This window comes from Streptococcus sp. 2020WUSS084, assembly GCF_044427445.1.
Taxonomy (GTDB): Bacteria; Bacillota; Bacilli; order Lactobacillales; family Streptococcaceae; genus Streptococcus; species Streptococcus suis.
Genome location: NZ_JAOTGC010000013.1, coordinates 39,926 through 54,625, shown reverse-complemented (window position 1 = coordinate 54,625; position 14,700 = coordinate 39,926). Strand labels below are relative to the sequence as shown.

13 protein-coding genes are annotated in these 14,700 nt (G+C 43.0%); 2 read left to right on the top strand and 11 right to left on the bottom strand.

Annotation, left to right across the window (positions count from 1 at the left end; all coding sequences use genetic code 11):
* Positions 1 to 350: 350 nt before the first annotated feature.
* Together mnmE and ODU50_RS08015 are read left to right on the top strand one after the other, a co-directional pair.
* Positions 351 to 1,724, top strand: a complete 1,374-nt coding sequence (gene mnmE / locus ODU50_RS08020) for a tRNA uridine-5-carboxymethylaminomethyl(34) synthesis GTPase MnmE (RefSeq protein WP_029172180.1) — start codon at positions 351 to 353, stop codon at positions 1,722 to 1,724.
* Between the two features lie 203 nt (positions 1,725 to 1,927).
* Positions 1,928 to 2,740, top strand: coding sequence for a hypothetical protein (locus ODU50_RS08015; RefSeq protein ID WP_238145640.1), 813 nt, complete (start codon positions 1,928 to 1,930; stop codon positions 2,738 to 2,740).
* A gap of 374 nt (positions 2,741 to 3,114) precedes the next feature.
* On the opposite strand, the gene ODU50_RS08010 is transcribed toward ODU50_RS08015, so the two are convergent.
* From ODU50_RS08010 to ODU50_RS07960, 11 genes are all read right to left on the bottom strand, one after another.
* The gene (locus ODU50_RS08010; RefSeq protein ID WP_009910392.1) at positions 3,115 to 3,423 is read right to left on the bottom strand and encodes a hypothetical protein; all 309 of its coding nucleotides are present in this window, start codon (positions 3,421 to 3,423) and stop codon (positions 3,115 to 3,117) included.
* Positions 3,424 to 3,505: 82 nt separating this feature from the next.
* The gene (locus ODU50_RS08005) at positions 3,506 to 4,975 is read right to left on the bottom strand and encodes a flotillin family protein (protein WP_105153426.1); all 1,470 of its coding nucleotides are present in this window, start codon (positions 4,973 to 4,975) and stop codon (positions 3,506 to 3,508) included.
* 11 nt (positions 4,976 to 4,986) lie between these two features.
* The gene (locus ODU50_RS08000) at positions 4,987 to 5,568 is read right to left on the bottom strand and encodes a LemA family protein (protein WP_044755338.1); all 582 of its coding nucleotides are present in this window, start codon (positions 5,566 to 5,568) and stop codon (positions 4,987 to 4,989) included.
* Positions 5,569 to 5,639: 71 nt separating this feature from the next.
* Positions 5,640 to 6,422, bottom strand: a complete 783-nt coding sequence (locus tag ODU50_RS07995; protein WP_044755340.1) for a YgcG family protein — start codon at positions 6,420 to 6,422, stop codon at positions 5,640 to 5,642.
* 71 nt (positions 6,423 to 6,493) lie between these two features.
* Complete coding sequence (locus tag ODU50_RS07990; protein ID WP_044755341.1) at positions 6,494 to 7,072, bottom strand: uracil-DNA glycosylase family protein; 579 nt, start codon at positions 7,070 to 7,072, stop codon at positions 6,494 to 6,496.
* Complete coding sequence (locus ODU50_RS07985; RefSeq protein WP_044755343.1) at positions 7,059 to 7,517, bottom strand: GNAT family N-acetyltransferase; 459 nt, start codon at positions 7,515 to 7,517, stop codon at positions 7,059 to 7,061. The genes ODU50_RS07990 and ODU50_RS07985 overlap by 14 nt, the downstream gene beginning before the upstream one ends.
* A gap of 519 nt (positions 7,518 to 8,036) precedes the next feature.
* Positions 8,037 to 9,437 carry a dipeptidase PepV gene (gene pepV, locus ODU50_RS07980; RefSeq protein WP_044755345.1) on the bottom strand — a complete coding sequence of 467 codons (1,401 nt, stop codon included), beginning with the start codon at positions 9,435 to 9,437 and terminating at the stop codon, positions 8,037 to 8,039.
* 261 nt (positions 9,438 to 9,698) lie between these two features.
* A complete protein-coding gene (gene sstT / locus ODU50_RS07975; protein ID WP_014638319.1) occupies positions 9,699 to 10,874 on the bottom strand; it encodes a serine/threonine transporter SstT in 1,176 nt (391 codons plus the stop codon).
* Between the two features lie 398 nt (positions 10,875 to 11,272).
* Complete coding sequence (locus tag ODU50_RS07970) at positions 11,273 to 12,052, bottom strand: serine protease (RefSeq protein ID WP_228475744.1); 780 nt, start codon at positions 12,050 to 12,052, stop codon at positions 11,273 to 11,275.
* 175 nt (positions 12,053 to 12,227) lie between these two features.
* Positions 12,228 to 13,004 (bottom strand): class I SAM-dependent methyltransferase, encoded by a 777-nt coding sequence (locus tag ODU50_RS07965; RefSeq protein ID WP_044755349.1) that lies wholly within the window; start codon positions 13,002 to 13,004, stop codon positions 12,228 to 12,230.
* Between the two features lie 131 nt (positions 13,005 to 13,135).
* On the bottom strand, positions 13,136 to 14,680 hold the full coding sequence (locus ODU50_RS07960; protein ID WP_044755351.1) for an ABC-F family ATP-binding cassette domain-containing protein: 1,545 nt from the start codon (positions 14,678 to 14,680) through the stop codon (positions 13,136 to 13,138).
* Between the last annotated feature and the right edge of the window lie 20 nt (positions 14,681 to 14,700).

Here is a 14,700-nt window from a genome sequence, read left to right as displayed (position 1 = left end):
TGAAAAATAGGGTTAAAAAACCTCCTTTTTGTGCGCCCTAAATACAAAAACTATTCCCGTCTTGTCATCAACTGCTCAGACGGGAATAGTTTCTTTAGCTACTTAAATGCTTAACTCAATGACATTGGGGTATACCCTTCGGTTTTCTTAAATTTTTATGTTTCTATTATAACATAGTCAACCTAAATTAATAGCAACACTTTTTGTATTTCTATCAAATTATCTTCTCAAATTAATTACTATATTTATTGACCTCTCAATACATTTCTGCACTCCTCATCCCTCATCTGTGCTTTTTTCATCATTCCATGATACACTAATAGATAAGACGATTTTAGAAAGTAAGATATATGATAACTAAGGAATTCGATACAATAACAGCCATTTCCACCCCTCTCGGTGAGGGCGCTATCGGGATTGTCCGCCTATCTGGGACGGATGCTTTTGCCATTGCCAGCAAGGTTTTCAAGGGAAAGGACTTAGCAACGGTTCCTAGCCACAGCCTCAACTACGGCCACATTATTGACCCTGCGACAGGGCAAGTGCTTGACGAGGTCATGCTGGGTGTCATGCGTTCGCCAAAGACCTTCACACGCGAAGATGTCATTGAGATTAATACCCACGGAGGCATCGCCGTTACCAACGAAATTCTCCAGCTCCTGATTCGCCAAGGTGCTCGAATGGCTGAACCAGGCGAGTTTACCAAGCGTGCCTTTCTCAACGGTCGTGTGGATTTGACCCAGGCCGAGGCCGTCATGGATGTTATCCGCGCCAAGACCGACAAGGCCATGCACAATGCCGTCCGCCAGCTTGACGGCTCCCTCTCCCAGCTCATCAACAACACGCGTCAGGAAATCCTCAATACGCTGGCACAGGTCGAGGTCAACATCGACTACCCCGAGTACGACGACGTCGAGGAGGCGACGACAGAGCTGGTCCGTGAGAAGACCCTCCAGTTCCAAGCTCTTTTGGAAAATCTCCTCCGTACTGCCCGCCGTGGAAAAATCCTGCGTGAAGGCATCGCAACCGCTATTATCGGTCGTCCAAATGTGGGAAAATCCAGCCTGCTCAATAACCTCCTCCGCGAGGAAAAAGCCATCGTTACAGATATCGCAGGAACAACCCGCGACGTTATCGAAGAATACGTTAACATCAAGGGCGTCCCCCTCAAGCTGATTGATACAGCAGGTATCCGTGAAACAGATGACATCGTTGAAAAAATCGGCGTGGAACGATCTAAAAAAGCCCTTGAGGAGGCCGACCTCATCCTGCTAGTCCTCAACGCATCTGAACCCCTGACCGAGCAAGATCGCAACCTCCTAGCCATTTCAGACCTGGCCAACCGCATCGTCCTGCTCAACAAGACCGACCTGGAAGAGAAGATTGAAGCAGACCAGCTGCCTGAGGATGTCATCCGCATTTCCGTCTTGAAAAACCAGAATATCGACCAAATCGAAGAAAAAATCAATCAACTCTTCTTTGAAAATGCAGGTCTGGTAGAGCAAGATGCCACCTACCTCTCCAATTCTCGCCACATTTCCCTCATTGAACAGGCAGTCCAAAGCCTACAAGCTGTTAACGATGGACTGGAAATGGGTATGCCAGTTGACTTGTTACAGGTTGACCTGACACGCTGTTGGCAGATTTTGGGAGAAATCACAGGCGATGCAGCTCCAGATGAACTCATCACCCAACTCTTTAGCCAATTCTGTCTTGGAAAATAGAAAGAGGCTAGGCAAGTCTTAAAAATAGAAAATAGCTTAGAATTACGTCGTAAGAAACCGTGATTCTAAGCTATTTTTAATGATTCAAATTGTGATTGAAGACGAAAGGTTCAGTTTTTGCACACTTTTTGTATATTAACAGATTAAAACTTGTCCTTCTCTAAAAAATAAACTATACTATGGATAGAAAGGAGACTTACCCTATGAAAAAAATGATAATCGCTTTACTTGCCGCTTTTTGCCTTATTTTTTCCTTTATCGCTTGGAAATTGGAAACCTATCAACACGCCAAAGTAGAACTCGATTCAAATGCTGACTTCTATCTAGTTTATCCAGGTAAAATCGAAGCCTTTCAATTATCTAATGACCAGCCAAAGCTCATTCACACTCAAAAAATGAATTCGGACAACTATTTCGGCTCTGGAAAAAACCACATTCTAGACAATCAATATTTAGTTTTTGCCAATGACCAGCAGAAATTTACCAATGACAATTTAGTTTCTATTGATTTCAAAACAGGAGAAATTCTTCGTAAGCTAAGCAAATACGCTACCTACATCAGCGGAACTGATGGACAACATTTTTATACAGCAGGTCCTTTCCATACCTTATCACAGTTCGATAATACGTTCAAATTAAAAAATCAATTAAAACTAGATGATGATTTTTTCCCACTTCCATATGTCTATGCAGATGATACATTCATTTATTTAAACGGCAATCAAATGACCACTGGTCAATCAGATTCTCAAAAAAATGTTCTCTATATTATCGATAAAACAAGCTTTACAAGATCAGATATAGTCGAATATGATAAAAATCTAGTAGCTCATGAAGGACTCCTTGCAAAGGATATACTCTATCTTCCAATCACTAGTCACCATGCTTTAGATTACAAGGATATTGAGACTTCCTATGATATTTTGACCTTCAATACAAAGACACGTACATTTTCCTCCATAACCTTATCACAGCCTGCACCAGGAAGCATCCAACCACTCACTATTATTCATTGAGCACGAAAGCGATTGGCTATCTACAATCTCTTTCACCATTTATAATACCCAAACAGGTCAAGAGAGCTACCATCGTCTAGACGAGCTTAATCCTCGTCCTTATTATATTGACCATGTCCGCCAACTAGACGGTAACAGATTATTATTGATTCTGGCTGGTAAGGCACTCATCTATGACTGGCAAGCAAAAAAAGTTTTAAGCCAAACCATTCTATCTGAGGATTATGTTAGCGGGGTGTGGCTAAATGACTGATAAACAAAAACGAATCTCAATAAAGATTGTAAAAGTCCCAAGATTACTCTTTCTTGGGACTTTCGCATATTCTATCGAAGTTGCACAGCACAATCAATGTACTTACAAATCCTAGGAACCACTATCTAATCGAAGTAAACGCCATTCCCAAAGCAGAACCAAAATAATATTTCCACCTTTCTTGCTCTAAATAGCGCTTAAACATCTTTAATTTATCCGATTGAATCCTATTCAAAGCTAGTTCTTCCAATACCCATGGATAAATTTTATACGAAAGATAGCTAATCTTACTACCTTTTTCACACAACTCCATTGCTTCCAACAACTGGAATTTCAATGCTTTGCTCAACTTTAATTCTGAATCAGATAATAGTTCATTTATTTTTTGTATAAACAACTTACTTTTTTTACTGTTTCTAAACATTTTCATCTTCGTAGGGATTTCTGAAACAATCATGCGATGGAAATGATGGTGCAAACCTACTCAGTCACCCATCTCTTCCAACTGCTTATTATTTTTCTTTGTCCCCTTCCACTTCTTTTGTTTCTTGGGCAGTCAGTAAACCTGTTGACATGGCACGACCAGTTAGGGTTGCGCTGATTAAATCACGGACATTGAGTCCTAGACCTTCTGTTGTCTTGTCCATGGTCGTCATCAGGTCTCCCACCATTTTTGAGGCATTCCCTTCGCCGTACATGGTAATCTTATCAACATTTCCAAGTGGTGCTGCAATATTCTTGGCGATTTCTGGAAGAACATTAACCACCATTTCTGTCACCGCTGCATCATTAAACTTAGCCATGGCATCCGCCTTCTTGCTGAGTCCTTCTGCCTCGGCTTCGAGTTTCAAACGGATGGCTTCTGCTTCGGCACGTCCTTTGGCCTCAATACCTGCCGCTTCTTGCTCCGCAGCATACTTGGCAGCTTCTGCACGCGCTTTTTGAGCTTCCGCTTCACGCTGCGTTTCGTAGAGTTCTGCTTCTGCCTTGCGTTGACGTTCAATCAAATCTGCTTCTGCTGCTTGTTGGCGAGCGTATTTTTCTGCCTCTGCCTGTTTGCGGATAGTAGCTGAGAGCTCTTGTTCACGGACCTTAACTTCCTCTGCTTTTACTTCTGCTTCTTTTTGTTGCTTGACAATATTGGCTTCAGCAGTTGCACGCTCGATTTCTTTCCGTTGAGCTTGCTCCTCAATGCCATAGGCTGCGTTTGCCTGTGCCAGTTGGACATCTGACTGACGTTTTAGATTAGCTTGCTCAATAGCTAGTTCATTCTGTTTCTTGGCGATTTCTAAGTCTGCAGCAACACGCGCATCATTAGCAGCCTTATCCTCACGGGCACGGACTTCTGCTTGTTCCCGCTCTGCTTTGGCACGAGCATTTGCGGCATCCTTCTGGATGGTCACAATATTGTCAATACCCAGGTTTTTAATGACATCGTTGTCATCTGTGAAGGATTGAACCGTAAAGGCAATGATTTCCAGACCCATTTTAGCCAAGTCAGGAGCTGCGTTGGATTGGACTTTTTCTGCAAAAGCCTGGCGGTTATTGACCATGTCTCGCAGTTCCATCTGGCCAATGATTTCACGCAGGTTTCCTTCCAAGACATCTTGAATAGAGGCAGAAATATCTGCAGTTTTCCAGTTAAGGAAGTTTTGAGCTGCCGCATTGAGCAATTCATCGGATACCCCAACCTTTACTTTTACGACCGCGTCAGCTTTTACGTTAATAAAATCAAGAGTCGGTACAAAATCTGTGGTCTGCACATCTGTTGAAAACTGCTCAATAGAGATATAGGAGCGTTTTTCGATAAAGGGAATCATAAAACCAGAACGGCCAATTAAGGTCCGAGGTTTACCCAAACCGGTAATGACAATCGCTTCGTTAGGCTTAGCAGACACATAACCAAATACAAACAATAAAACAAATAGTACAACAACAATAATTGGTATCATAATTGCCAATATATCAAATTCAAAGTCCATATTTATCTCCTTTATTCCTTATCACTCAAATCAACACTTGGTACAGTCGTCGCTGCATCATTTGTTGCCTGGAAGAGCTCTACTTTTTCATATCCGAATAGACCTGCATAGATGGAGGTCGGGAACCGCTTGATTTTTTTATTGTAGGTAGTTGCCATCGCATTATAGTCTTTACGGGCTACCAGTATCCGATTTTCCGTACCTTCAAGCTCTGTAATCAGGTCAGATACCTGTTGATTGGCTGTCAATTGAGGATAATTCTCAGCCACTACCAACAATCTAGATACTGCAGAATCTAGCTGACTTTGAGCTTGATTATAGTCACTCGTTCCCTGTTGACTGGAACCGATTTTAGCACGCGCTTCTGCAATAGCAGTAAATATTTCTTCCTCGTGTTCCATGGCGCCTTTGACAGCTGCGACTACATTGGGTATCAAGTCATAGCGACGTTGCAACTGTGTGTCTACATTGGCTTGTGCATTTTCAATCTCAGCATAACTGTCAACTAAGCCATTGTATTGCCCAACTGCTCCCATTCCTAAAAACAGCAGAGCTAGGACTGGTATGAGGATGACCAACCATTTCTTTTTCATAAGATTTCCTTTCTAACTACGATTAAATATTCGTAAAAAAGCAAACAACTATCAGAAGCCCTATACGAGCCTTACCATCCAGAAGAGGCTCCGCCACCGCCGCCTCCACCACCTGACCAACTACCTCCGCCAAAACTAGACGATGAGGAATTAGACGAGTGATGATTGTGATAGTGATGATGATCATCAACCAACATCCAGAGTAGATTACCTGGTCCGCCACCACCACGACTAGATTTGTCAATGATACCAAATAGGATAGCAATCAGAATAACTACGAGAAACAGCCAGAAGCCATCACCCTCCTCACTTGTACCTTCTTCTATAGCAGCTAACTGATTTTTACCATTGCTTGTCCCATAAAATCTATCCCCAATGGAGTTGACGATATAGGAAATTCCTCCACTGTAGTCCTCTTGACGAAAGAATTCCCTTGCATTCTCTAGAATATTCTTGGCCTCTACATCCGTGATGACTGTGGCAGCATTGTCTGAGGTTTCTATCCGAAATTCCCTGTCAGCTATGGCAACCACTAAAAGAACTCCGTTGTCCGTTCCTGCAAAACCGACCTGCCAGTGACGAAAGGTTTCATTAGCCAAACTTTCAATATCACTGGACAGACTTTCTGTTACATAAACACCAACCTGTAAAGCTTGCTCGGTGCTTGCCCAACTTCGATTGAGTTGATCAATTTCTGCAATGGTCTCACTCGAGAGTAACTGCGTCTCATCCACTACCGTTGTACCTGTGGGTCGGTCTGGAATCTGATTTGCTCTAGCTAGTGTGGGTGCAAATAGCAAGCAAACCGTTAGAATAGCGAAACAGCCAATGACAATTTTTTTCCATTTTCTCATCAGAACACCTCCTTCGATGAACAAAGATAAGAAAAATTTATTAGGTATATATGTACAATTATATCATATTATCATTTTCCCAACAATATATTTATGTTGTTTTTCAGTAACGGTAGAGTCTGTTCAACAAACCAAGGATGTTTAGCTTGCCAGATATTGTTCCTTGGCGATGGATGAGGTAGGGGAAAATAGGTGGGTAGGTAATCAGCTACATTCTCCACTCTCTCGGTCACAGTCCTATGGGATTCCCCTAAATAATAGTCCTGGGCATACTTACCAATCAACAAGGTCAGCTCAATCTGGGGTAGTTGCTTCATAATGAGCGGGTGCCATTTGGACGCAAAATCCTTGCGAGGCGGCAAATCTCCAGACTTCCCCTTTCCTGGATAATAGAAATCCATAGGAAGAATAGCAAAATAGCCAGATTCATAGAAGAATTCCCTATCTACTCCCAACCATTTCCGCAGATTCTCTCCACTAGCATCATCAAAGAGGCGACCTTTTTCTTGTGTTTTTAATCCCGGCGCCTGTCCAATAATGAGGATTTTTGCGGTAGAAGATGCTTGGAAAAGCGGCTTTATCCCATTTTTCGTAAAAGCTTGATTGGGTAAATCTTCCATAATCGCCTGACGAATATCAGCAAGTTCCATGATGTCCTACTTTCTTGACCATGGTCACATCTTCTTCTAAGGCACGAAAACCGCATTTTTTATAAAAGAAAAAGGCTGGAAGAGTGCGTTCGGTTTGCAGGAGAATATGAACAATCTTTCTCTCAATCAACTGCTCCTCAATTCTTTTTAGAAAGTCCTTACCAATTCCTCGTCCTTGGTAGTTGCGAGCAATACAGAGCTCTTCAATACGGTATTCGGTCCCCTCATACCAGTAGCGAATGTGCCCTAGAGAAAGGGCAATGAGGCTACCTTGGTCAAGCAATCCAAAGCAAAGTGCTCTGGGGTGTGATAGCAAATCGCCTAGATAGCGGTCCAGTTGTTCCTCGTCAGACCAATCATCATTCCATGGCTCCTGACTAAATACAGATAAGAAGAGCTGTTTGACCATTTCTATATCTGCAAGTGTGAGTTCTTTCAGTTCCATTTTCCCTCCTAAAAAAGACGGGCGAACCCGTCTTGATATGAACCCGTATTCACAAGTAAAGTACTTTGATATAAGAGATAGTTTTTCGCTAATCAAGGCAGTTTTTTGGGGCTGGGCTCAAGCCCAGCGCCACTTCTCAGAGTTTGTATCAACATCTCAGCGCAGTGGTTGATTGGGTTTAACAGTCCAGTGGACTGTTAAAGGTTGGAGATAGGATTTGTGAAGCAAATCTCGGCACTTCGTGTTTTACACTCCAAATCCGACCTCTACGACTGTTGCGAACAAGTTCGCTTCATTTCCAACCTCCAACAGTCACTACTCTGACTGTTGGAGCTGTGCGGGGGTGGGAGTGAAACAGTCTGGGGATAGACTGTTTCAGGTCAACAACTTGAAACGAAAATTTGTTGACGAACTCGTTTTGAGACCAATCGAGTTCTTTCTCACTCCCAAAAAACGAACGATGAGTAGCTGAAAAACTAGCCTTAGATAAAAGTGCTGTACTGTAAATATGGGTTCGTACTATTTGATCAATTCATAGATAGCTTCTGCGTAAATGGCAGCGGCGCGGTAGAGTTGCTCAACTTCGATAAATTCGTTGGCTTGGTGCATGGTGTTGACATCGCCTGGGAACATAGCTCCGTAGGCAACACCACGTTTGAGCAAGCGTCCGAATGTTCCGCCACCGATTACTTGTTCGTGACCTTTCAAACCTGTGTGTTTTTCATAAACAGATAAGAGAGTCGCAACCATTGGGTCATCGATTGGGCAATAATGTGGAGTGTGACCATGCTCAGACAGGCTGACAGCTTCTACGCCAAGTTTTTCCAAACCAGCCTTGATAGCTTCAGGGTTGGTATTTTTTGGATAACGGAAGTTGAGGGCAATGGTGTTATCAGATGAGGTTTCATCAAACTTAAAGACACCAGCGTTCATAGAAAGGGCACCCATCTGCTCGTCGTAGATGGCTACGCCGAGTTTTTGTCCATCGTGGTCTTCCAGAAGGACTTGACCAGCCAAATCAAGATAGGCTTTAGCTGCTCCGTCAAAGGCGAATTGGCTGAGGAATTTTGCCAAATAGGTTGCTCCGTTGACACCTTCTTCTGGGGTTGAACCATGGGCTGATTTTCCGATGACGGTGACTTGAACTTGACCGTTTTCAAGGGTTTCCGCGTCAGCTTTTAGGCCATAGGCTGCTGTGAAATCTGCCAACTTGCTGTCTAAATCTGCAAGGTCGCCAGAGATAATAGCTGTCGCAGACTCAGGCACCATATTCTCACGCAGGCCGCCTGTGAAGGAATGCAGTTTAGCAGCTCCGCTATTTTCCCCCGCAAAATGAAGATAAGCTGTGATATTGCCCTTTTCTCCGTTGATAATCGGGAACTCAGCGTCTGGAGAAAATCCGAAATCTGGTAATGGCAGACCAACGTTCTCAAAGTAGTAATCCATGTCCGCCCAGCCTGACTCTTCGTCGGTACCGACGATGAAGCGGACTTTTTTAGAGGTCGGAAGGCCCAACTCCTTGATGATTTTCAAGCCGTAGTAGCAAGCCATGGTCGGTCCCTTGTCGTCAGAGGATCCGCGGGCAAAGAGCTTGCCGTCAATGATTTGCGGCTCGTATGGATCAGTGTTCCAGCCACTTCCTGCTGGCACCACGTCCAAGTGACCGAAGATACCAAGGACTTCGTCGCCTTCACCAAACTCAAAGTGACCTGCGTAGTTGTCAACGTTCTTAGTCGGATAGCCATCACGCTGAGCAATTTCTAGAAACTTGTCCAAGGCACGTACTGGACCAGGTCCAAATGGATGCTGGGCATCTGCCTGGCTGTCGTCACGCTCAGAATTGATGCGTAAGAGGTCAAAGAGGTCCGCTAGAAACTCATCTTTGCGTTTGTCAAACTCTGCTCTAAAATCTACTGTCATATGTTCTCCTTTTCAGTATCGTCATTTGGTTTATCTTTTATTACTTCGACGAGCGAGGAAACATCGTTTCCTTATTTCCAACTTCAAACACTCCACTGGAGTGTTCGAACTCACCTTGCCTAACTCCAGTTATGCCTGCGGCTCGTTGCCTAGTTCTAAAAGTAACCCCAAAGACTATATCAAAGTAAGTCTATTTTATCACAAAATGAAAGAGATTTCAGAAGTAAAGCGAAGAAAAAAAGTTGGTCTCCCAACTTCTTTCTATTTTTTCCAAGCAGATCGTTCTGCTACAACTGTAAACAAAACATCGGTTGATGAGTTGAGGGCTGTTTCACAAGAGTCCTGAATCACTCCGACCACAAATCCGACTCCAACTACTTGCATGGCTAACTCATTTGGAATACCAAAAAGACTACATGCTACTGGTATGAGGAGAAGCGAGCCACCTGCTACCCCAGATGCTCCTGCTGCTGATAGTGATGCAACAACGGATAAAAGAAGAGCTGAGCTGAAATCAACACTGATGCCAAGTGTATGAACAGCTGCCATTGTTAAAATGTTAATCGTAATAGCCGCGCCAGCCATATTAATTGTGGCACCGAGCGGAATGGATACTGAGTATGTATCTGGATCCACTCCTAAACGTTTGCAGAGCTGCATATTGACAGGGATATTAGCTGCTGAACTTCTTGTAAAAAATGCCGTAACCCCACTAACCCGAAGACATTCAAATACCAGCGGGTACGGATTTTTCTTCATTACAAGAAAAGCAATCAAGGGATTGACAACAAGCGCGACAAAAATCATGCTTCCAACCAAGAGTAAGAGCAGTAAACCATAGTCTTTTAAAGCTGTCAGACCATTATTTGCAATGGTATCGAAAACCAAGCCCATGATACCAAATGGTGCCAGACCAATAATCCAGCCTACAACTTTAGAAGTCACTTCTGCCGCAGATTGCAATAAATCTTTGGTTGTCTTGCTTGCATGACGAAAGGCCAAGCCAAACACTGCCGCCCATGTCAACACACCAATATAATTAGCCGTTGCAAGAGCATTGATCGGATTGTCGACTATTTTCAATAACAAATCTTGGAATACTTCAGCAATCCCTTGTGGAGGAGTAATGTCCGTAGTCGTTGTAGTAGAAAGAACCAGTTTAATAGGGAATAAATAGCTTGCTCCTACAGCAATGAAGGCCGCCGCAAAAGTGCCAAATAGATACAAGCAAATAACTGTCCTCATATTCGATTTTTGACCAGCAGGAGCTTGTGATAGAGCATGTGCAACTAGTGTCAGAACCAAAAGAGGGGCTATAGCTTTCAATGCTCCTACAAATAGACTACCAAAGAGAGCAATGACCGTTATTTTGGGAGCAATTAAGCCTAGTAACACTCCCAAAACAACACCAATTCCGATTTTTCGGATTAAATTCATTTTTTTCCATACAGATATTATTTTATTCACTCATTTACCTCCAAACAAACATTTTTCAATCATAGCAGAAAAATCCAGTCAGGTCAATAGCCTTCGCTTCTAAAATCTATTTTCTGCATGATGCAATCTATGTGTGGCGCCCATATTTTTACGAATAAATATACATCTGTAATCAAAACAAAATACTTTATAAGCTTTATCTACTTACTGCCCAGACCTCAACGATTTACGCAATCATTTTTTTACCTAAACAGATAACTCCACTACTTACTTTTATTTCAAATGATAGCTAGGTAACATTGATCTATCATTTTTTTATGTGCGAAAAATGTGTTAGGATTGCAATTAAAAGCCCTGCCTTATCAGTAAAGCAGGACTTTGATAGCTCAAGAATATCTCTAGTAAATATCAATATTTTTGATACCATTCTTATCAAATAATTGTGTCTTCATCTCCATAGTCAACGGAGTAATAACGATTTTTGAATTAGAATCAATATTGGATACGACACCAATAATGCGACCATCTACAACAACAGGCGATCCGGATTGCCCCTTAACACCTGTGATATTGGTTTGAAGCAAACCGTCATAACGGACTTCCGTAATGGTTCCATATTCATATTCCCAACGTCCGTAGAGATTAATGCTGTTGCTGACCATTAGAAATTGGCGGCCAACTAGGTCATAGGTGTTACGGTAAATTCCTAGCCGAGCATTTGCCGTATTGGCTGTCTGTGTTTTTCTGCTAGGGGTGGTGATTTTCACAAGGGCTACGTCACGACTAGCATCCCATATTCCACCATATCCTGGCATCGGAATGAAGGGATTGAAGGTATTGGTTCTCTTAATTTCTAACAGTTCATAGTATGGTGAAGCATCACCCCAAACAGCATTTCCAGACCACGTTTGGCTGGTCACACGTCCAGTCCCATCATCAGCCACTACGTGAGCTGCGGTTAATAAAGTATTCGGAGCTATCAGAATGGCTGAACCTTTTTTGGTTTGACCGGAACCAACATTTACTTCCAAATAATGAGATAAATTATATGGATAACTATTGCGTAGAGCTGGATCTGAAACGTGAGTCGTCTGTGCTTCAACCTCTACTATTGTAGGAGGAGCCACCGATAGACCGACACTAAGAAGGGCTACGCCAAGCAGTAATTTCGTTTTCATTTGAAAACCTCCTGTTTTTTCTTTCATTATATCAATCCTAATTATAAAATGCAAGCGTTTCCAAGTTTTTTGTTCAACGATTTTAGCTCTTCTCATCCATTGACAATAGCTCAAAAATAGGACTAGTACTTATCTAACTAGCCCCGTTAAAATACTTTCTGTCAGAAGTATTTGCCTACCACTTTATCGATAAATTCGCTATGTAATCTGAGGCAAATTGAGTCAAGCGATTGCGACTGTCTGTGGATTCATAAAAATCAATCATGGCAAAACCAGCTCGTAATTGCCCAGCAATCTGTTCTTCTAAGGTGTGGCTAAATTCATAGCCATATTCTGGGTCAATTGTAATTTGTCCTGTTTCTTCTAATTGTCGTGCATTGAAAGGTAGGCTGTACATTGGAACCAATGCTCTGTCTGGATGCTCCCAAACATCATCAGCATCAAAGATATAAATCCAAGGGTTCATGTAACCGACCATGAGCAGTCCACCTTTTTTCAAGACCCGATATGATTCCCGCCACATATTGGTCAAATCTTCGATATAAACATTTGAAACAGGACAAAAGATGATGTCAAAACTCTCGTCTTCAAAAGGAAAGGCTTGTGTCATATCCGCCTGGACCGTTTGCAAATCCAGATTTTCTCGCTCAGCAACCAAGCGATCCTTGTCCAACTGTTCCTTGGAGAAGTCCATAATGGTCGTTTGGTAACCGTGAGCCGCAAACATCGGTCCCTGTTGACCACCACCACAGGCCAGCCCCAACAATTTCTTGCCTTGGGCCTTTTCAAACCAGTCAAGCGGTACTGTCTTTCCAACCGTCAGGGAAACAGATAAGGGCTTGTCTTTGGCAACAAGAAATTCCTCATGACTGAGCGGAACCGTATAGGCATTTCCCTGTCTAGCTGAAACTCGATTCCAACGTTCTTGATTGTAGTTTACATAATCTGTCATTCTTATCTCCTCTGGAGAGGCCTAGCAAATCTGACCTCGTTCTATTCTTTTCATATTTTTACCTCCTTTACTATGCTCATTCTATTATAGTATAAGCACAAAGAAAAAACCACCTTTCGGCAGCTAGTTTCTTAAGTCAATTCATTAAAATCCCACACATCGTCCACCCAGCCTTCATAGAAATCAGGCTCGTGGCAGACCATGAGAATTGAGCCCTTATAGGCTTGAAGGGCACGTTTGAGTTCATCCTTGGCATCCACATCCAAGTGGTTAGTCGGCTCGTCGAGAACTAAGACATTGTTTTCACGGTTCATAAGCAAACAGAAGCGAACTTTGGCCTGCTCACCACCTGAAAGAACTTGAATTTGGCTTTCGATATGCTTGGAAGTCAGACCACAACGAGCCAAGGTGGCTCGTACTTCTGCCTGGTTAAGGGCTGGAAAGGCATCCCAAACGGCTTCCAGCGGGGTCTGACGATTGCCGCCAGCTACTTCTTGCTCGAAATAGCCTAGTTCCAGATACTCCCCGCGCTCCACAGAACCGCCCAGCGGTGGAATAATCCCCAGCAAACTTTTAAGAAGAGTAGATTTACCGATACCGTTAGCACCGACAATGGCAATCTTCTGGTTGCGTTCAAAGGTCAAATTGAGCGGTTTACGTGTCAATACACGGTCATAACCAATTTCCAAATCAGTCGTTTGGAAGATAAAGCGACTTGGAGTTCGAGCCATTTTGAAATCAAATGATGGCTTTGGTTTCTCTGCTTGAAGCTCAATAATCTCCATCTTGTCCAATTTCTTCTGACGAGACATGGCCATGTTTCGAGTTGCAACTCGGGCCTTGTTACGGTTAACGAAGTCCTGCAAATCTGCGATCTCCTTCTGCTGGCGCTCATAGGCAGCCTCCAACTGAGCCCGCTTCATAGCATGGACTTCTTGGAATTGGTAGTAATCACCTGTGTAGCGAGTCAAAAGCTGATTTTCCACATGGTAGACAATGTTAATCACATCATTCAAGAAAGGAATATCGTGCGAAATCAAGACAAAGGCATTTTCATAGTTCTGCAAGTAACGTTTGAGCCAGTCAATATGCTCGGCATCTAGATAGTTGGTCGGCTCATCCAGAAGCAAGATGTCAGGTTTTTCCAAAAGCAATTTTGCCAAAAGAACCTTAGTCCGTTGACCACCCGATAACTCCGTCACATCCTTGTCCATGCCATAGTCCATGACACCAAGCGCACGCGCTACTTCGTCAATCTTGGCATCAAGTGTATAGAAATCACGGCTTTCCAGACGGTCTTGCAGCTCACCAACCTCTTCCATGAGGGCATCCATATCGGCACCCTCTTCTGCCATAGACATATAAATATCATTGATACGAGCTTCTGTCTTGAAAAGTTCATCAAATGCTGTCCGCAAGACATCACGGACTGATTGACCTTTTTCTAGTTTAGCATGCTGATCTAAATAACCTGCCGTTACATAACGTGACCATTCAACCTTGCCTTCGTCTGGCTGCAGCTGACCTGTCACGATGGACATAAAGGTCGATTTCCCTTCTCCATTGGCACCGACAAGACCGATATGTTCCCCTTTCAAGAGACGGAAGGAGACATTCTCAAAAATCGCACGGTCACCAAAACCATGACTCAAATTCTTTACTTCTAAAATACTCATAATTTCCTCACAAAAGAGGC